The sequence below is a fragment of the Micromonospora sp. NPDC047467 genome (assembly GCF_040643095.1).
Classification (GTDB): Bacteria; Actinomycetota; Actinomycetes; order Mycobacteriales; family Micromonosporaceae; genus Micromonospora.
Window position 1 is genome coordinate 70,305 of sequence record NZ_JBEYTO010000002.1, and the last position, 16,185, is coordinate 86,489.

The window sequence follows — 16,185 nt, forward strand, 5'->3', positions numbered from 1 at the left end:
CGACGACCGACCCCTCACCCTGGAGCCCCCTGTGCAGAACCTCGTCACCGATCTGCTGGTCACCCTCGCCTTCGGGGTGGTCGGTGTCGTCCTGATGGGCGTCGGCTACGGGCTGGTCGACCTGGCCACGCCCGGCAAGCTTCACGAACTGATCTGGACCGAGCGCAACCGCAACGCGGCGCTGCTGCTCACCTCGAACCTGCTCGGCGTCGGCATCATCGTGGTCGCGGCGATCGTCGCCAGCGACAACGACTTCACCCTCGGCCTGGTCGGCGCGGGGGCGTACGGGATCGTCGGCCTGGTCATCATGGCCGCCGCGTTCCTGCTGCTCGACGCGGTGACCCCGGGCCGGCTCGGCGAGCTGCTGGTCGACCCGGAGCCGCACCCCGCCGTGTGGGTGTCGGCCGCAGTGCACCTGGCCACCGGTGCGATCATCGCCGCCGCGATCATTTGATGCCCGAACGTACCCGGAAAAGAGCGTGAGCACCGAGGCGCCGGCGGCGGTCGACGGCGGTTCCGAAGCACGGCCGCGCTGGCGGCTGGCCCGCGCGTCGGTGCTGCTGGCGGTCTTCGTCTGTGCCGCCTGCGGGCTGGTCTACGAGCTGGCCCTGGTCGCCCTCGGCAGTTACCTGATCGGCGACACGGTCGGCCAGGCGTCGATCGTGCTCGGCGTGATGGTCTTCGCGATGGGGATCGGCGCGCTGGTCGCCAAGCCGTTGCAGTCCCGAGCCGCCGCCGCGTTCGCGGTGATCGAGTTGACCCTCGCCCTGCTCGGTGGCCTGTCCGTGCTCGGCCTCTACGCCGCCTTCGCCTGGCTCGACCTGTACAGCCCGGCGCTGGTCGGCACCGCCTTCGTGCTGGGCCTGTTGATCGGCGCGGAGATCCCGCTGCTGATGGTGATGCTGCAACGCATCCGCGAGCAGGCCGCCGGCAGCGCCGTGGCCGACCTGTTCGCCGCCGACTACATCGGCGCGCTGCTCGGCGGACTCGCCTTCCCGTTCCTGTTGATCCCGGTCTTCGGCCAGCTCAAGGGTGCCCTGTTGGTCGGCGCGGTGAACGCCGTGGCCGGTGTCGCCCTGGTCTGCACGGTGTTCCGGGCGGAGCTGAGCCGTCGGGCGCGGCTCGTCATCGGCGCCGGGTCCGTCGTGGTCGCGCTCTGCCTGGGGTACGCGTGGGTGACCGCCGCCGACTTCGAGGTGAGCAGTCGGCAGCAGCTCTACCGGGACCCGGTGGTGCACGCCGAACGGTCCCGTTACCAGGAGATCGTGCTGACCCGGTCGGTGCGCGAGGTCGGCCACGCCGCCACCGACCTGCGGCTGTTCCTCAACGGTGACCTCCAGTTCAGCTCGGTCGACGAGTACCGCTACCACGAGGCGCTGGTGCATCCGGCGCTGCGCGGGCCGCGCGGTGAGGTGCTGGTTCTCGGTGCCGGCGACGGCCTCGCGGTCCGCGAGATCCTGCGCTACCCGGACGTGCGTCGGGTGACGGTGGTCGACCTCGATCCGGCGGTGGTGGCGCTGGCCCGCACCGAGCCGCAGTTGCGCGCTCTCAACGGCGGCGCGCTCGACGACCCCCGGGTACGGGTGCTGAACACCGACGCCTTCGGCTGGCTGCGTACCGCCGCCGAGCACTTCGACGTGGTGGTCGCCGACCTGCCGGACCCCGACGAGACGGCCACCGCCAAGCTCTACACGGTCGAGTTCTACACGCTGATCCGGTCGGTGCTCGCCGAGCAGGGGCGGCTGGTGGTGCAGTCCGGCTCGCCGTACTTCGCGCCCCGGTCGTACTGGTCGATCGAGGCGTCGCTGCGGGAGGCCGGCTTCGCCACCGTGCCGTACCACGTCGACGTGCCGTCCTTTGGCGACTGGGGGTTCCTGCTCGCCGCGCCGGGCACCGCCCCGCCGGTGCTGGAACTGCCGGCCGACGCGCCCCGGCTGCGTTTCCTCGACCCGGGGGTGCTGCGGGCGGCGGCCACCTTCCCCGCCGACCGTCCGCGCCTGAACGTGCCCGCCTCCACCCTGCTGCATCCCAGGGTCCTCGACTACGCCCGCGCGGAATGGCGCGGCTACTGACGCCGCCACTGTCCGCTGATGACGCAAAACCCCTTGATCAAGAGGGTGGAGTGGGGACGGGCGGGGAAAGGATGGGGGCATGTTCGGGATGCGAAAGGCGTGGGAGCGGGAGCTGGGCGCGGCCGTCGACGAGTTGATGGAGGCTGACACGCTCGCCTTCGGCGGCACCGGCTTCGCCGGCACACTGCTGCCGGTGACCGAGGCGTACCTCCGGGTCGAGGCCGCGCACCGCGACCACCCCGAAGAGGTACGTCGCCAGATCGACCGGCTGCTGGCCGAGGGCTCACCCGCCGGCCGGGCGTACGCGGCCACGCTGTTGGAGCGGATCGAACCGGCGGCGGCCCGAGCGGCCTGGACGTCTCTGCGGGGCGACTCCACCGAGTTCACCACGTTCGTCGGCTGCGTCATGGGGCGCTCCACCGTCGGCGACTACGCCACCCAGCGACTCGCCGCAGCATGATCCATTCGCCGATCGAGCCTGCCCGATCGGTGCTGCCCATCGACGGCCTTCCCCCGTACGTTGCGAGCCATGAGTTCGCCAGCCGCAGCGCCGCGTCCGCCCCGCCCCGGCACCGTCACCATCGCGTTCTGGCTGCAACTCGCCGCAGCGCTGATCCTGCTCGGCCTGGCCGCGATGGCGGTCGCCCAGGCGGTGCACTTCGATGGTCAGATCACTCGCGCGGCGGCACTGGTGCCCGACGCCGACCCGGCCGAGGTGAGCGGCGAACGCCAGAGCAACGTCGCGATGGCCCTGATCGTCGGCATACCAGCCGTGCTGTTGGCGGGGTGGCTCGCGGCCACCGCCGGGCCGCTCCGCCGAGGCTCGAACATCGCGCGGATCCTGGTCTTCGTCGCCAGCGGCGCCCAACTGCTGGTCTGTTTCGGCCAGTGCTGCTCCGGCTTGTTCGTGCCCATGCTGGTCGCCCCGGAAGTCGAGGCCCCGTCGTCGGCGGACTTCGACGAGGAATGGGAGACGTCGGAATTCTTCGACACGCTCTACTCCGGCAACGACCCCTTCGGCGAGCTGTTCTTCCCGGCGGCGGGGCTGACCGTGCTCGCCGTTCTCGCGCTCGTCGCGGCCGTGGTCCTGCTGCTGGCGTTGCCACCGGCCGCCGGATGGTTCGTGCCGCGGCCCGCAGCCGCCGACGCGCCGCCCTGGGAGTCACCGCCCCCCGGCTACGCCGCTCCCCAGTTCGTCCCTGCCGGCTACGGGTACCCGCCGATGCCGTTCGTGGCACCGGCCCCCGGCACGCCGGGCCTCCTCCCGCCGGGCCAGTACGTCCCGGCCGGATATCTGATCTGCCCGGACCCGGCGGCGCACCTGACACCCACCCCACCCGGGGATGAACCGCCCACCGGGGAGTCCACAGTGCCGCTGCCGACCACGCCCGGCGACACACCCGGTGCCGTCGGTAGCTGAGCTTTCGGTCACGACGCGACTCGCTCCGGTGCCGACGGTTGTTACCGTCTGCGCCGACGTACCTGGGGAGGTGGTCGGGTGGACGGGGCGCTTGCGTACCTGGTCGTGGCCATGGTCGTACTCATCATGGCCCTGCTCGTGATCGTCGTGCGGACCCGGCGGGCCGCGACCCGGCCCGGCGGCGCACCGCCGGACGTTCGGCCGGCGCGCGGCGGCGCGCACCGTCTGACCGCCGGCGACCGCGTGTGGATCGGCGAGCGGGAGTACGCCGTGAGCGGCACGATCCGCCTCGTCGAGGGGGACTGGAGTTGGTCGCAGTACCTCCTCGACGACGCCTCCGGTGCTGGCCATCGGCTCTCCGTGGAGGGTGTCGGCGGCACCGACCTGGAACTGGTGCTCTGGACCGCCGAGCCCGGCGCGACAGTCACCCCCGGCGCTCCGACCATCGAGCTCGGCGGGCGGCGGTACACCTGGTCCGAGACCGGGCAGGCGCGCTACACCGCCACCGGGGAGACCGGGCTGCGGTCGACCGGGACGATGCGCTACCACGACTACCAGTCGGATGGGACCGCCCGGCTCTCCTTTGAGGCGTACGGCGAAGAGGGCTGGCGGGTCGCCCGGGGTGACCTGCTCGACCCCGCCGACCTGGCGATTCGTCCCGGCAGGGAAGATCACTGAGTCCGACCCGACGGGCGCGGCGCGAGTCGCCCGGCATGCCAGAGTGGCTCACAGTCGATACGGTGTGGGCGCGATCTTAGGGAAGGAGAATCGTGGTCGATTCCCCCAGCACGCCGGCCCGCCAGCGGCCGTCCGTCGTGACGATTTCCAGCTACCTGCTCTACCTCTTCCTGGCGTGCCAGGTGATCAGTCTCATCCTCACCCTCTCCACCCTCGGCAAGACGCGCGACGTGCTCCGCGACGCGTACGCGGGCAGCACTGCCGAGGGCGCTGACCAGATTGCGGGCTTCTTCTACGCCTTCGGCCTCGGCAGCAGCATCATCGTGCTCCTGATCGCGGTCGCGCTGGGCGTCCTGGCCCTCTTCAACAACCAGGGCCGCAACGGTGCCCGGATCACCACCTGGATCGTCGGCGGCATCATGGTGTGCTGCGTGGGCGGCACCCTGCTCACCAGCGCGGCCGGCAGTTTCACCACCGCCGGCGGCACCAGCGGCGACATGCCCAGCGCCGAGGAGATCCAGCGCCGCCTCGACGAGGCGCTGCCCTCCTGGCTCACGCCGGTCAGCGTGCTGCTCGGCGTGATCAGCCTGCTCGCCCTGCTCGCGGCGCTGATCCTGCTGGCACTGCCGAAGGCCAACGAGTTCTTCCGCAAGGCCCCCGCGACCTGGGAGCCGCCGACCCCGGGCACCAGCTACCCGGGTTACCCGCAGGCTCCGGGTCAGCCGGGTTACCCGCAGGCTCCGGGTCAGCCGGGCTACCCGCAGGCTCCGGGTTACCCGTCGACCGGTCAGCCGGGCTACCCGTCGACGCCGGGCCAGGCACCCAGCTCGGACCAGCCGGGCACGCCGCCGCCGTCCAGCTCGGACCGACCGGACGACACGCCGCCGGCCGACCGCCCCGGGTCGACCCCGCCGTCGACGAGTTGATCGACCGATAAGCACGACGCCGACGATCCCTCCGAGTAGGTTGCAACCCGACGCCTACCGGAGGGATTCGTCGTGTCGTACCCCGAATCGGCACCGTTCCGCCGGCCCGCCGTGGTCGTGCTGGCCACGGCCGTGCTGCTGGTGATGGCGGTCGCCGCACTCGCGTACGCCGTCGTGGACCTGGCGGTGCTGGGCCGGACGGTCGACGCGTTCCGCCTCGCGGCCCGGGACACCTCGGCGAGCCCGCAGCAGATCGACGACGTGGTGACCCTGCTGCGCGCGTCGGCGGTGCTGTCGGCGGTGGTGGCCGCGCTCTCCGCCCCGGTGCTCGCGGGCCTCGCCCTCGGGCTGCTGGCCGGTCGCTCCGGCGCCCGGGTGGCCACCTGGGTGGTCTGTGGGCTCGGCTTGCTCGCCGGTTGTTGCAGCGTGGCGGTCCTCATCGGTGAGCGCTCCGCGCCGCTGCGGCTGGGTGCCGACGAGCGGGCCACCGCCGAGTTGCTGGGCCTGACCGGGGACGCGTACCCGTCCTGGTGGATCCCGCTCAACGGAGGGCTTTCGGTGGGGCAGGGCCTCGGTTACCTTGTGGTAGCAACGCTGCTGGCCCTGCCGGCGGCCAACGCCTGGTTCGGTCGACGCCGGCCAACCGCACCAACCGTGCCGTCCGCGCCACCCGGGTTCACGCCCGCCCCGCACCAGCCCGCGCCCCCGTACCCGCCCAGGTGAGGACCGCCCGTGACGCCCGATCCCACGACCGCTGAGCGACGGGCTCTGATCACCGGTGCCACGGCCGGCATCGGCGCGGCCTTCGTCCGGCGGCTGGCGGTCGACGGCTGGCACCTGGTGCTGGTCGCTCGCGACGCGGCTCGACTGGCCGAGTTGGCCGCGGAGTTGACGGCCAGGCACGGCCGCGAGGTGGAGACGCTCTCGGCCGACCTGTCCACCGATGACGGCTGCGCCACCGTCGAGCAGCGGCTCACCACCGGAAGTCCCGTGCACCTGCTGGTCAACAGCGCGGGCATCGGCCTGAACCAGTCGTTCCTGCGCTCCACTGCGGAGGACGAGGCACGCCTGCTGCGGCTCAACGTGCACGCGGTCATGCGGTTGACGCTGGCGGCGCTGCGCCCGATGACCAAAAGGCGGGACGGGGCAGTGATAAATGTCTCTTCCGTTGCTGGATTTGGCGCGGTGATGCCGGGGTCCACGTACTCGGCCAGCAAGGCGTGGGTCACCAACTTCAGCGAGTCCGTCGGGCAGTCGACGCGCCCATTCGGCGTCCGGGTGATGGCTCTCTGCCCCGGCTACACCCGCACAGAGTTTCACCAGCGGGCCGGCATCAACATGTCGAAGACCCCGAACTGGATGTGGCTGCGGGCCGAGGATGTCGTCGACGAAGCCCTACGTGACCTGCGGAAAGGCAAGTTGGTGAGCGTCCCGGCGTGGAAGTACAAGCTCGCTGTCGCCGGCCTGCGGCACGCGCCGCGCCGGCTCCTGCAGGTGGTCGCCCGGGACACCCGCGGCCGGATCGGCCGCGACGAGCACTGAGCTACCGGCGCCCGGCGGCACCGTCGGTGCCGTTGTCGTACGTTGTCGCGCCGCCAGTGGGCCAGTTGCTGAGCGTAGTCGAACATCGCCAACCATCGGTCCCTCAGTGGCCTGATCAGGGTGGACCCCGCACACGGCGCTCAGACTTGCGCAGTAACCTCTATCGCCATGGGGGACCACGACGACCTGCGTAAATTCATTGCCGACCTGGCTGTTGTCCACGGACGGGTCGTGCTCTCATCGGGGCGCGAGGCAGACTGGTACGTCGATCTGCGGCGCGTCACGCTCCATCACCAGGCCGCTCCGTTGGTCGGCCGGGTGCTGCTCGACCTCACCGCCGACTGGGAGTACGAGGCCGTCGGTGGGCTCACCCTGGGCGCGGACCCTGTCGCGCTCTCGATGCTGCACGCCGCCGCTCCGGCCGGTCGGGCCCTGGACGCCTTTGTGGTGCGCAAGGCGGGCAAGGCGCACGGTCTGCAGCGGCGGATCGAGGGACCGGAGGTGGCTGGCCGCCGAGTGTTGGCGGTGGAGGATACGTCCACAACGGGCGGAAGTGTGTTGACCGCTGTCGAGGCTCTTCGCGAGGCCGGAGCCGAGGTCGTGGGCGTGGCGGTTATTGTTGATCGAGGCGCCGGCGACGCGGTGCGAGCCGCCGGATTGCCGTACAAGGCGGCCTATACGTTGGCTGACCTCGGCCTTGTGGCGTAAAAGTTTGCCGATTCGGATCTGCTGATATGCAGGCGGATCGATGCTGCTGGTGGAAGGATGGAATACGTGGGAACTGCGTTGGCCGAAATGACAATGCCTCAGATCTCGCCGCTCAACGGCGAGCCGATCGAACGTGCCGATGCCGAGCGTCTCGCCGGGGTCCTCAAGGCCCTTGCCGACCCTGCTCGACTGCGGCTGCTCAGCCTGATCCAGTCGGCCCCCGAGGGCGAGGCGTGCGTCTGTGACCTGACGGCGCCGCTTGGCCTCTCTCAGCCGACCGTCAGTCACCACCTGCGTATCCTCACCGAGGCCGGCTTGCTGGAGCGGGAGAAGCGCGGTGTCTGGGCGTACTACCGGCTGGTCCCGAGTGCGATCGCGACGATCGCCGACCTGCTGACCCCGCCGCGTAAGCGGGCCACCAAGAAGGCCCGCTGACCCGTACCGATCGTCCGGTGCAATCCTCCACCGGGGAAAGCACCGGACGGCCGGCCGGGCCGATCGCGACAGATCAGTACTTGCCGTAGTTCTCGCGGGTCTCCTTGATGGCCTCATCGGCTGCGGCGCGCTCCGCTGCGGTCGTGCCGCGCTTCGCTGCCATGCGAGCCCGGAGCAACTCGATCACGATCGGCACCACCGAGATCGCCACGATCGCGATCAGAATCAGCTCGATGTTCGCCTTGACGAACGGGAGCTGGCCGAGGAAATAGCCGAGCACCGTCACGCCGGTGCCCCAGAGCACCCCGCCGATGATGTTGTAAGTGACGAATGTGCGGTAGTTCATCCGGCTGACGCCGGCCACGATCGGCGTGAACGTCCGCACGATCGGCACGAAGCGGGCCAGCACGATGGAGCGCGCCCCGTACTTCTCGAAGAACTCGTGTGCCTTGATGACGTTCTCCTGCTTGAACAGCCGGGAGTTCGGACGGCGGAACAGCGCCGGGCCCACCTTCCGGCCGAATGCGTATCCCACCTGGTCCCCGGCGATCGCCGCGAGGGTGATCAGCAGGCAGACCAGCCAGAGCGGGTAGGTGATGTACTTCCCGTCGGCGGTCAGCAGGCCGGCCGTGAAGAGCAACGAGTCGCCAGGCAGGAAAAAGCCGATCAGCAGGCCGGACTCGGCGAAGACGATGACCAGAATGCCGAGCAGCCCGAATGACGAGATCAACACCTCCGGATCGAGCCAGTCCGGGCCCAGGGCCAGGGTCGTGATGGGCGTCGACACGAGGTGACCTCCGAATTGTGTACCGGGTTGGTGTGCGGTGAGTCGCCCGTGGCGACGGCACGACCGTAGTCTAGGTGGCCAGTCGATCCGCCCGGTGCTCGACGTCACAGTCGCGGTGGGCTCGGAGCCGCCCATTGGCAGCGCCTCCCGCACCACCGGTGACCCGCCGATCGGATGGTCGACGGGGCACCGGTGGTGCGGGGCAGGGTCAGGCGCTGAAGCGGGTGGTCCGACGCCTGGCGAGCAGGTAGCCGCCCACGCCGACAACGAGCAGCAGGGCGCCGAGGCCGGCGATCAGACCGGTGGGGGAGCCCGTGATGGGCAGCGAACCACCGTCACCGTCACCGCCACCCGCGCCGCCGCCCGAGACCGCGTTGACCACGATCAGGGCCCTGTCGTTGGCTGGCGTGATGTCGTCGGCGAAGCCGCCGCCACCGGGGCACTCGCAGGGCGCGTTGACCCGCACCGCACCCCGGGCGTTGGAGATCACCTTGTCGATGCGCAGCCGGAACTCCATGGTGTAGGCCCTGCCGGCCACCAGCAGCATCTCCGAGCCGCACAGGTACGTTCGGGTGCCCTGTCGCAAGGTGCAGCTATCGGGGACCTCGACGGCGGTGGTGCCCGGCGGCAGTTCGACGTCCACGTGGGTGGCGGCCTCGTAGTCCTCGTTCACCTTGTCGAGCGTCGCCGGGCCGTTGTTCCGGAAGCCGACGGTTGCCGTGACGACGGCGCCGGCTCCGCCCTTGAGCGTGTCGCCGATCGCCGCGAGGTCGGTGCCGTTCGTTCCGGTGGTCTTGATGGTCCAGCCGGTGTAGTCGTAACCCGGGCCGACGTCGGTCTGGTCGGCCTGCCGCATCCTGTTGGGAGCTTCGGTGAGGGTCAGCTTCGGGCCGCCGCCGCGCGTGGCCGTGCGGGCACCAGCCGCGTCCCGCACCCGGGTCAGGTCCTCGAAGTCGGCGGTGGTCATAAACTGGGCATAGCCGGACTGGTTGGACGGGGCGTAGGTGTCCTTGGCGAGTTCGAGGTTCAGCGTGGTGGCGAGGCCCTCGCCGACCGGGATCTCCTCGTCGAACTGGCAGGAGACCAGGTGGTCGTCGGAGTAGAGGCAGTTGCTGAACCGGTCCTTGGTGCGGATCGAGTAGGCGAGGTCGAAGACCGCGGCGAATCCCTTGACGGTCGTGTCGCCGACGTTGGTCACGGCCAGCGGCACCGTGAACGTCCCGCCCGGCTTGGAGGCGTGGTCCGTGAACGGCCCGCCGGCCAGGTCGACCCCCTCGCCGACACGTACGCGGGCGGTGTAGCTGCCCCGCCGCTCGCCGGCTGCCTGGAAGCTCACAGCGACGTCCCCCGAGTCGCCGAGCTGAGCATCTTCGGTAGCGGCGATGCGTACCTGCTTGGTCGCGTTGCGATAGATGCCGCTGCCGGGCGGCACCATCTCGTGCAGGACGACGTCGCCGGGCTCCGTGCAGACGAGAACGCCCGGCTCCGGGACGGCGCACGGCTGGCCGTTGGCGGGAGCAACGGTGATCTTGTTGGCGAGGGAGCGGTAGTCGTACCGCACGGAGACGTCGGTGAGAACCGTCGGCTCGTCGGAGTACAGGAACAGGGTGCGGGTGGTGGGTGCCGAGCCGACAGCCAGAGTGGCGTCCTGGAAGTAGGGCTCGGTCGCGGACGCCGCTGCGACGGCGGGGGTGGCGGACGCGGCGACCAACGCGCCTGCGACGCCGAGCCCGGCTATCCAGCGGGTCGAATGCTTGAGCATGGGGGATCCTCCTGGGGGGATTCAGGTGGCGCCCGGTCAACCTAGTGAGAGCGCCGGCCCCTCCGCTTGTGCAATGTGATCGTTCCCTGTCTATCGACCCGAACGGCTGAGCACGTCTGCCCCAACGGGCGGCCGGCCCTCCGGCGGGATCAACGGTGGTCGCTGCCACAACGACGGTGCCCCGCCGACCGAAATGGTCGGCGGGGCACCGGTCGGGTGGGACGGATCAGGCCACGAAACGGGTCCGGCGACGCTTCGCCACCAGGAAGCCGCCGAGGCCCGCGGCGAGCAGCAGGGCGCCGAGGCCGGCGATCAGGCCGGTGGGCTGACCGGTGATCGGCAGCGCGCCGCCGTCGTCACCGCCCTGCCCACCACCGTTGCCGCCGCCGTTACCGCCACCGTTACCGTTGCCGCCGGTCGAGTTCACCAGGATCTTGGCCACGTCGTTGGCCGGCTTCAGGTCCTCGGTGAAGCCATCGCACTCGCACTTGGCGTTGATGGTTACGGTGCCCGTCGCGTTCTCGATCACCTTGTCGATCCGCAGACTGATGTCGACCGTCTGCTCCTCGCCGACGCCGATGAAGATGTCCGGGTAGCAGCGGTAGAGCTTCATGCCCGGCTTGCCGGCGTTCGCCCAGTCCTGCGTGTCGCCGTTGAGGGGCGCGCAGACGTCGGGCACCTTGACGGCGGTGGTGCCCGCCGGTACAGCGATGTCGATCTTCGTGACCGGCGTGCCCGAGCGACCGAAGTCGAGCGCTGCCGGCCCGTCGTTACGAACCCCGAGGGTGGCCTTGACCACGTCGCCCGCCTTGCCGGCCAGCGTGTCACCGACCGCTACCAGGTCGGCACCATTCTTGCCGTTGACCTGGACTGTCATCCCGGACCCGTTGTTCGTGGGATCGGTGTCGGCCTGGAACCCGCGCGCCGTCGTCTTGGTGGTATCCGAAAGACTCAGAACGGGGCCGTTGCCCGGCTGCCCCGCCGAGACGCCGCGCGAGCGGAGGTAGGCGCTGTAGTCCTCGAACTCGGCGATGGTCATCCAGTTGTAGTAGCCGTACTCCTTGCCCGGCGCGTAGGTGTCCTTGCCGAGCAGGTAGGGCAGCGACGCTGAGCGCGTTTGCTCGGCGGCGGTCGCCTCGGAGAAGCTGCAGGTCCGCAGGCGACCATCCGCGTAGGTGCAGTTGCTGTACTGCTTCTCGGGGCGGATCGAGTGGTCCAGGTCGAAGACCGCGACCGCGCCCTTCACCTCGGTATTACCGGCGTTGCGCAGCGTGAGCGGCGCGCTGAACCTGCCCCCGGGCGCGGTCGACACGGTGGTCTCCTCGCTTGGGGCAGCCAGGTCAACGCCTTCGCCGATCCGCACCTTGGCGGTGTGGCTGGCCGGAGCGATTCCCTTGGCGGCGACCGTGACCTTGAGGTCACCAGCGTCCCCGTCCTTAGCCTTCGCGGTCGGCGCCATGACCACGCTGAACAGGCCGCTGTAGGCCCACTCGTAGAGGTCGGTCTCGAAGGGGGTGGTGCAGACCAGGACGCCCGACTGACGTGGCTCGCACCCGAAACTCGGGCTTTCAGGAGTGACCGTGAGGATTCCGTCGAGATCACGGAAGTCGTATTGGACGGTGAGCCCGTCGACGACCACGGACTTGGAGGCGGACAGCAAAGGTGAGTCGACCTTGCCCGTGGATCCTGCGGCGACAGTGGTGTCGGTGAAGAAGACGCCCAGTTTGACGGGCGCCTCCTCGGCGGCGGCGGGGCTGGCGGAGGCGGCGACGAGCGCGCCTGCGACGCCCAGCCCGGCGAGCCAACGCCGGGTGGAGTGGGTGAGCATGAAGGGGATCCTCCAGTAGGGGATTCAGTGCAGCCTGCGGATCTTAAGAACTTCCCAAGGTCCGCCGCTGCCCTGATCACCACCCAGCGCCAAGGTGCACCGCAAAGTTCGGCAAGCGTTTCCGCGACGTTCGGTTAACCCTTTCCCGGCCGTTGGGCCGGAGGCCGGGCAGCCCGCCCTCCGGCGGGATCAGCGGTAGTCGTCCTCGTCGCCGGTGACCACCCGGGCCTGCTCCATGGCGTCCCAGTCGTCGACCTCCAGGCCGCGGTGCGGCTCGGAGTCGATGTCGGCGGGGTCGACCATGGCCGCCTGCTCGACGGCGTCGGCCGGCTCCGCCTCGGGGTCGCGTTCGTCCGCGGCGAGGTGGTCGCCGGGGACGAAGTCCTCATCGGGCTGACCCATGCTGCTCCCTCCCGGGTTCTCGGGGCACGGTTCCCACCACCGTACGGGCTGTGCCGGCGCGGCGCGCGGAAGCCGACTCGGCCGAATCACCCCGTCACGGTGCGACCCGATGCCAGGATGGGGCGGTGGGCTTCCTCATCCGGCTGGTGATCACCGCGGTCGCGCTGTGGATAACCACGCTCATCGTGCCCGGGGTCGACGTGCACGGCCGCTCGGGCAGCAACACGGTGTTGACGCTGATCGTGGTGGCGCTCATCTTCGGTGTGATCAACGCGGTGCTCAAGCCGGTGATCAAGGTCGTCGGTTGTGTGTTCTACCTGCTGACCCTGGGCCTGTTCGCGCTGGTGGTCAACGCGCTGCTCTTCCTGCTCACCGACCGGATCGCCCGCGGGCTCGACCTGCCGTTCCACGTGGACGGCTTCTGGGCGGCGTTCTGGGGAGCGATCGTGATGACCGTGGTCACCTGGCTGATCAGCGTCATCGTGCCGGACAGCCTGGGTGAGCGGTGAACGGCTAGCCCTGGGGCGATTGGCCCCGCGCACCTCGTCTACGGGATACTGCCGGGCGGAGGACAGCGCGGTCCGGCGCACAAATGAACAACAGCGGCCAGCACGGCCGAGAGTGGTTAGTAAGGAGCGTTTGACATGCCCATCGCTTCCCCCGAGGCTTACGCGGAGATGTTGGACCGCGCCAAGGCTGGCCGGTACGCGTACCCCGCGATCAACGTGACCTCCTCCCAGACGCTGAACGCGGCGCTGAAGGGCTTCGCCGACGCGGAGAGCGACGGCATCATCCAGGTCTCCACCGGTGGTGCCGAATACCTGTCCGGTCCCTCGATCAAGGACATGGTCACCGGCGCGGTGGCGTTCGCCGCGTACGCGCACGAGGTGGCCAAGAAGTACTCGGTCAACATCGCGCTGCACACCGACCACTGCCCGAAGGACAAGCTGGACGGGTTCGTCCGTCCGCTGATGGCCATCTCGCAGGAGCGGGTGAAGCGCGGCGAGGAGCCGCTGTTCCAGTCGCACATGTGGGACGGCTCGGCCGTGCCGGTCGCCGAGAACCTGCAGATCGCCTCCCAGCTCCTCGACGAGGCCGCCAAGGGCAAGATCGTCCTTGAGATCGAGGTCGGCGTCGTCGGTGGCGAGGAGGACGGCGTCGAGAATGCCATCAACGACAAGCTCTACACCACCACCGAGGACGGCCTGGCCATGGTCGAGGCGCTCGGCCTCGGCGAGAAGGGCCGCTACATGGCGGCGCTGACCTTCGGCAACGTGCACGGCGTCTACAAGCCGGGCAACGTGAAGCTCCGCCCCGAGATCCTGAACCAGATCCAGGAGGCGGTCGGCGCCAAGTACGGCAAGGACAAGCCGCTCAGCCTGGTCTTCCACGGCGGCTCGGGCTCCCTGCTGAGCGAGATCCGCGAGGCTCTCGACTACGGCGTGGTGAAGATGAACATCGACACCGACACCCAGTACGCCTTCACCCGGCCCGTCGCGGACCACATGCTGCGCAACTACGACGGCGTGCTGAAGATCGACGGCGAGGTCGGCAACAAGAAGCAGTACGACCCGCGTGCCTGGGGCAAGGCCGCCGAGGCTGGCCTGGCCGCCCGCGTCGTCGAGGCGTGCGAGCACCTGCGCTCCACCGGCACCACGATGTCCAAGTAACGACGTACCGTCCGACGGCCGGCTCTCCCACGGGGAGCCGGCCGTCGTCGTCAGGTCGTCAACAGTCGTACGGCCTCGTGCACGTCGTCGGTGAGGTGGATCGTCGACGACAGATCGCCGAACGGGGAGGCGGTCAGCAGCGGGCGCAACAACGCCTCCACCGGCAGCTCCCGCGTCCAGTAGTCGCGGTCCAGGAAGATGTACGCGCCGCTGGCCCCGTCGGTGCCGTAGTAGGTCTTGGTGGCCGCCTGGAACACCTCCTGCACGGTGCCCGCCCGGCCTGGGGCGAAGACGATGCCGCCCCGAGCGAGCCGCAGGATGGTGTCCTCCCGGATCGCGTTGGAGAAGTACTTGGCGATCCGCCCGGCGAACAGGTTCGCCGGCTCGTGCCCGTACAGCCAGGTGGGGATGGCCAGCCCGCCGGCCCGTGCCCAGCCGGCGTCGCCGCGTTGCCGGGGCACGCCCGCGTACCGCTGCCGCACCGTCAGCGCCACGGCCGTGTACCGCTGGTGGTCGGCGAAGTCGGGCGCGGTGGCCAGCAGGTCGATCGCCGCCGTCAGCTCCGTCGCCGGCTGGTCCGCCAGGAACGCGCCGAGGTTCGCCGCCTCCATCACCCCCGGGCCGCCGCCGGTCACCACCAGCCGGTCGGCCCGGGCCAGCTCCCAACCCAGCACGGCCGCCATCCGGTACGCGGGGCTGCCGCGTCGTACCGCGTGGCCGCCCATGATGCCCACCACCGACTGCGGCCCGTGCCCGGCCAGCCAGGCCCGGGTGGCGTCGGCGAGGGCGTTGTCCACGCCGTGGTCGTGCAGGCGCTGACCGAGCGCCTCCTTCACGTCCGGCAGCGCCCCGCCGTGCGCCCGGTAGTGCTCGTACACCCGGGTGTCGTACATCCCGGCGAAGCCGCCCTCGGCGAACCCGGCGGCCAACTCCTCCGGGGTGTAGAGATGCGTCGGCTGGGTCGGGTACGGCAGCCCGGAGAACGGCGGCACCACGTTCGCGCCGCGCCGGACCAGGTCGGCGCCGACCTCCCGGGAGGCGAACCGGCAGCCGACGAAGAGGGTGCCGGCGACCTCGATACCGGTCAGGTCGGGTGCCGGGGCGAGGTCGAGGCGCAGCCCCTGCACGGTCAGCCCGGTCAGGCGGCCGGTGGTCAACTGTCGGTCGAACTCGTCCCGGGTCTGGATCTCGCCGGGGTGCAGGTGCGGCTCGATGACGTCCGCGGGAGGTGGGGTCGGCACCGGGCCATCCTGCCCCCTTGCCGGAGTCGGCCAAACCTCGGGCGGAGGGGTGAACTGACAGGAGCCCGATGGTGGTGGCCATCGGGCTCCTGCATAACCGGGTCCTGGGGAGGCTCCGGACCATTAGTTGTAGTGGAAAACACCGGGCGGCGGCATAGGCCGCAGGCGTGACCAAATCCTCAGCCGTTCAGCGGAACACGTCAGCCGACCCGCTCGCGTGTCGCCCCGCTCAGCGGGTTGAATGGGGCGATGCAGAACCTTTTGCCAGAGCCACCGGCCACCCTCCTGCCGGCGGACGACGAGGCCGACGCCGCCCTGGCCGCCGCCGAGGAGGCCGGCACCGACGAGGCGTTCGCCGAGGTGGCGGCCCGATTCCCGACCTACAGCGCGGCCTGGGCCGAGCTCGGGGCGCGAGCGTTCGCGAACGGCCAGGTGGTGACGGGGTACGCGTACGCCCGCACCGGCTACCACCGTGGCCTCGACCAACTGCGCCGTAGTGGCTGGAAGGGCCACGGGCCGGTGCCGTGGTCGCACGAGCCCAACCGGGGCTTCCTCCGCTGCCTGTACGTGCTGTCCCGGGCTGCAGACGAGATCGGCGAGGCCGACGAGGCGGCCCGCTGCGCCCAGTTCCTGCGCGACTGCGACCCGGCGGCGGCCGACGCGTTGGCCAGCAACTGACACCCGACCGAAGGCCGGCCCGGCGCCGGGCCGGCC

Annotated in this window: 18 protein-coding genes; 13 read left to right on the forward strand and 5 right to left on the reverse strand. The window is 70.3% G+C overall.

Annotated features, from left to right (window positions below):
• Window positions 1-31 precede the first annotated feature (31 nt).
• From ABZ780_RS04555 to ABZ780_RS04600, 10 genes are all read left to right on the forward strand, one after another.
• Entirely contained in the window at window positions 32-454 is a 423-nt protein-coding gene (locus tag ABZ780_RS04555; RefSeq protein ID WP_357484166.1) for a DUF350 domain-containing protein, read from the forward strand.
• A 25-nt stretch (window positions 455-479) separates the two neighbouring features.
• Window positions 480-2,072, forward strand: coding sequence for a polyamine aminopropyltransferase (locus ABZ780_RS04560; protein WP_357484169.1), 1,593 nt, complete (start codon window positions 480-482; stop codon window positions 2,070-2,072).
• A 79-nt stretch (window positions 2,073-2,151) separates the two neighbouring features.
• The gene (locus ABZ780_RS04565) at window positions 2,152-2,532 is read left to right on the forward strand and encodes a hypothetical protein (RefSeq protein ID WP_357484172.1); all 381 of its coding nucleotides are present in this window, start codon (window positions 2,152-2,154) and stop codon (window positions 2,530-2,532) included.
• A gap of 69 nt (window positions 2,533-2,601) precedes the next feature.
• Entirely contained in the window at window positions 2,602-3,492 is an 891-nt protein-coding gene (locus ABZ780_RS04570) for a hypothetical protein (protein ID WP_357484175.1), read from the forward strand.
• 78 nt (window positions 3,493-3,570) lie between these two features.
• Complete coding sequence (locus tag ABZ780_RS04575; RefSeq protein WP_357484178.1) at window positions 3,571-4,170, forward strand: DUF4178 domain-containing protein; 600 nt, start codon at window positions 3,571-3,573, stop codon at window positions 4,168-4,170.
• Between the two features lie 92 nt (window positions 4,171-4,262).
• A complete protein-coding gene (locus tag ABZ780_RS04580) occupies window positions 4,263-5,096 on the forward strand; it encodes a hypothetical protein (RefSeq protein ID WP_357484181.1) in 834 nt (277 codons plus the stop codon).
• Window positions 5,097-5,168: 72 nt separating this feature from the next.
• A complete protein-coding gene (locus tag ABZ780_RS04585; RefSeq protein ID WP_357003505.1) occupies window positions 5,169-5,819 on the forward strand; it encodes a hypothetical protein in 651 nt (216 codons plus the stop codon).
• A gap of 9 nt (window positions 5,820-5,828) precedes the next feature.
• The gene (locus ABZ780_RS04590; RefSeq protein ID WP_357484184.1) at window positions 5,829-6,638 is read left to right on the forward strand and encodes an SDR family NAD(P)-dependent oxidoreductase; all 810 of its coding nucleotides are present in this window, start codon (window positions 5,829-5,831) and stop codon (window positions 6,636-6,638) included.
• A gap of 168 nt (window positions 6,639-6,806) precedes the next feature.
• Window positions 6,807-7,346, forward strand: coding sequence for an orotate phosphoribosyltransferase (gene pyrE, locus ABZ780_RS04595; RefSeq protein ID WP_357003509.1), 540 nt, complete (start codon window positions 6,807-6,809; stop codon window positions 7,344-7,346).
• Between the two features lie 57 nt (window positions 7,347-7,403).
• Window positions 7,404-7,781, forward strand: coding sequence for a metalloregulator ArsR/SmtB family transcription factor (locus ABZ780_RS04600; protein WP_357003511.1), 378 nt, complete (start codon window positions 7,404-7,406; stop codon window positions 7,779-7,781).
• Window positions 7,782-7,854: 73 nt separating this feature from the next.
• Here ABZ780_RS04600 and ABZ780_RS04605 read toward each other — a convergent pair whose 3' ends face one another.
• The 4 genes from ABZ780_RS04605 to ABZ780_RS04620 all read right to left on the reverse strand — a co-directional run bounded on the left by ABZ780_RS04605 (window position 7,855) and on the right by ABZ780_RS04620 (window position 12,560).
• Window positions 7,855-8,568: a VTT domain-containing protein gene (locus ABZ780_RS04605; protein ID WP_357003513.1), complete on the reverse strand. Its 714-nt coding sequence runs from the start codon at window positions 8,566-8,568 to the stop codon at window positions 7,855-7,857.
• A 208-nt stretch (window positions 8,569-8,776) separates the two neighbouring features.
• Window positions 8,777-10,330 carry an LPXTG cell wall anchor domain-containing protein gene (locus ABZ780_RS04610; RefSeq protein WP_357484187.1) on the reverse strand — a complete coding sequence of 518 codons (1,554 nt, stop codon included), beginning with the start codon at window positions 10,328-10,330 and terminating at the stop codon, window positions 8,777-8,779.
• Between the two features lie 226 nt (window positions 10,331-10,556).
• Entirely contained in the window at window positions 10,557-12,158 is a 1,602-nt protein-coding gene (locus ABZ780_RS04615; RefSeq protein ID WP_357484189.1) for an LPXTG cell wall anchor domain-containing protein, read from the reverse strand.
• A 189-nt stretch (window positions 12,159-12,347) separates the two neighbouring features.
• Window positions 12,348-12,560, reverse strand: a complete 213-nt coding sequence (locus ABZ780_RS04620; protein WP_357484192.1) for a hypothetical protein — start codon at window positions 12,558-12,560, stop codon at window positions 12,348-12,350.
• Window positions 12,561-12,685: 125 nt separating this feature from the next.
• Here ABZ780_RS04620 and ABZ780_RS04625 point away from each other — a divergent pair, with 125 nt between their 5' ends.
• Both ABZ780_RS04625 and fbaA read left to right on the forward strand, forming a co-directional pair.
• Window positions 12,686-13,069 (forward strand): phage holin family protein, encoded by a 384-nt coding sequence (locus ABZ780_RS04625; RefSeq protein ID WP_357003521.1) that lies wholly within the window; start codon window positions 12,686-12,688, stop codon window positions 13,067-13,069.
• A gap of 135 nt (window positions 13,070-13,204) precedes the next feature.
• Window positions 13,205-14,230 (forward strand): class II fructose-bisphosphate aldolase, encoded by a 1,026-nt coding sequence (gene fbaA / locus ABZ780_RS04630; protein WP_357484195.1) that lies wholly within the window; start codon window positions 13,205-13,207, stop codon window positions 14,228-14,230.
• 50 nt (window positions 14,231-14,280) lie between these two features.
• Here the strand turns inward: fbaA and ABZ780_RS04635 are convergent, their stop codons facing one another.
• The gene (locus tag ABZ780_RS04635; RefSeq protein WP_357484198.1) at window positions 14,281-15,471 is read right to left on the reverse strand and encodes a hypothetical protein; all 1,191 of its coding nucleotides are present in this window, start codon (window positions 15,469-15,471) and stop codon (window positions 14,281-14,283) included.
• A 249-nt stretch (window positions 15,472-15,720) separates the two neighbouring features.
• On the opposite strand from ABZ780_RS04635, the gene ABZ780_RS04640 reads away from it, so the two are divergent.
• On the forward strand, window positions 15,721-16,149 hold the full coding sequence (locus tag ABZ780_RS04640) for a DUF3151 domain-containing protein (RefSeq protein WP_357003527.1): 429 nt from the start codon (window positions 15,721-15,723) through the stop codon (window positions 16,147-16,149).
• The last annotated feature ends 36 nt before the right edge of the window (window positions 16,150-16,185 follow it).

What these genes read in the sequence shown, in the direction of transcription:
- ABZ780_RS04565 (WP_357484172.1), top strand. Translation starts at nt 2,152, where the DNA reads ATGTTCGGGATGCGAAAGGCGTGGGAGCGGGAGCTGGGCGCGGCCGTC.
- ABZ780_RS04570 (WP_357484175.1), top strand. Translation starts at nt 2,602, where the DNA reads ATGAGTTCGCCAGCCGCAGCGCCGCGTCCGCCCCGCCCCGGCACCGTC.
- pyrE (WP_357003509.1), top strand. Translation starts at nt 6,807, where the DNA reads ATGGGGGACCACGACGACCTGCGTAAATTCATTGCCGACCTGGCTGTT.
- ABZ780_RS04600 (WP_357003511.1), top strand. Translation starts at nt 7,404, where the DNA reads ATGGAATACGTGGGAACTGCGTTGGCCGAAATGACAATGCCTCAGATC.
- ABZ780_RS04610 (WP_357484187.1), bottom strand. Translation starts at nt 10,330, where the DNA reads ATGCTCAAGCATTCGACCCGCTGGATAGCCGGGCTCGGCGTCGCAGGC.
- ABZ780_RS04615 (WP_357484189.1), bottom strand. Translation starts at nt 12,158, where the DNA reads ATGCTCACCCACTCCACCCGGCGTTGGCTCGCCGGGCTGGGCGTCGCA.
- ABZ780_RS04620 (WP_357484192.1), bottom strand. Translation starts at nt 12,560, where the DNA reads ATGGGTCAGCCCGATGAGGACTTCGTCCCCGGCGACCACCTCGCCGCG.
- fbaA (WP_357484195.1), top strand. Translation starts at nt 13,205, where the DNA reads ATGCCCATCGCTTCCCCCGAGGCTTACGCGGAGATGTTGGACCGCGCC.
- ABZ780_RS04640 (WP_357003527.1), top strand. Translation starts at nt 15,721, where the DNA reads ATGCAGAACCTTTTGCCAGAGCCACCGGCCACCCTCCTGCCGGCGGAC.